Raw genomic sequence first — 1,202 nt, forward strand, 5'->3', positions numbered from 1 at the left:
TAGAGCCATCGGTGTGCTTAGAGCCGTCAATGATGGTTATATTAGGCCTGAAACAACGAGTGAAGCTAATGATATGATAGCTGATGCTTTAGCAAAACTCCCCATTTTCAAATATTATACGATTAACGAAAGTGCCCCATTTGGTAGTATTGATGGCCAAAAACATGGTTGCCGAATCAATACATTTAAAGCCCGTTTTTCTGCTAAATATTTCCGAAAAGGGAAAGGCGTATCAGCACTCACATTAGTTTCAAATCATGTACCAATAAATACGAAAGTGATTTCAGCCAATGAATATGAGGCTCACCACGCATTCGATTTACTCTATAATAATACCAGCCATATTCAGCCCAAAACATTAGCAACAGACACGCATGGCGTTAACAATGTAAACTTTGCTATCCTTGATCTCTTTGGGTATCAGTTTGCCCCGCGATATGCAAAATTTAAACACGTTTTTAATGAATTGTTTGAGATCGAGTATGATGAAATCCTTTCCCTGAAACTTAAAAAATCGCTCAACTTATCACTCATTCAAGAAGAGTGGGAAAATATTCAATGGATAATTTGTTCATTAAGCCGTAAAACGACGACACAAAGCACGGTGATTACTAAGCTTTCTAACAGTAAGAAAAACAATCGCACCTTAGCGGCTCTTCGTGAATATGACCGAATAATTAAGTGTTTATACGTTCTCGATTATGTTGATGACAAAATGCTCAGGCAGTTTGTCCAACAAGCACTTAATCGGGGTGAGGCTTACCATCAATTACGGCGTGCAATTGCGTCAATTAATGGTAATCAATTCAGAGGTGGCGATGATTACCAGATAGAACAATGGAATGATTGTGCTCGTATCATTGCTAACTGCATTATTTATTATAATTCTGCATTATTATCCAGTTTGATTGAAAAATTTGCGCGTGAAAATAATCAAGAAGCGGTGAATATGATAGCTGAGTTATCACCTGTCGCATGGCAGCATATACAGCTGGCCGGTAATTACACCTTTGGCCTTAAAAAAGATAATATTGTACTGGAAAGATTACTGGAGAATTTAGATCCTCTTATTTCAGAAGAGTCGTTAAGCTTAGCGGCATAGTCTATTAATATTATTAAACTATATATCGGCTGTAGTCCTTGATATCAAAGGGCTACAAGCAAACTTTGGACTTTTCGATGAAATGGGCACACAACCCCAA

At 37.6% G+C, this 1,202-nt stretch carries 1 protein-coding gene; it reads left to right on the top strand.

Annotated elements, in window-relative coordinates:
- Positions 1-1,102 (top strand): transposase (locus SJ312_RS23110; RefSeq protein ID WP_283027448.1); only part of this gene is annotated, 1,102 nt, incomplete at its 5' end.
- Positions 1,103-1,202: the final 100 nt, after the last annotated feature.

Source organism: Providencia sp. CIM-Carb-044, from assembly GCF_033901115.1.
In the GTDB taxonomy this organism is placed as follows: domain Bacteria; phylum Pseudomonadota; class Gammaproteobacteria; order Enterobacterales; family Enterobacteriaceae; genus Providencia; species Providencia hangzhouensis.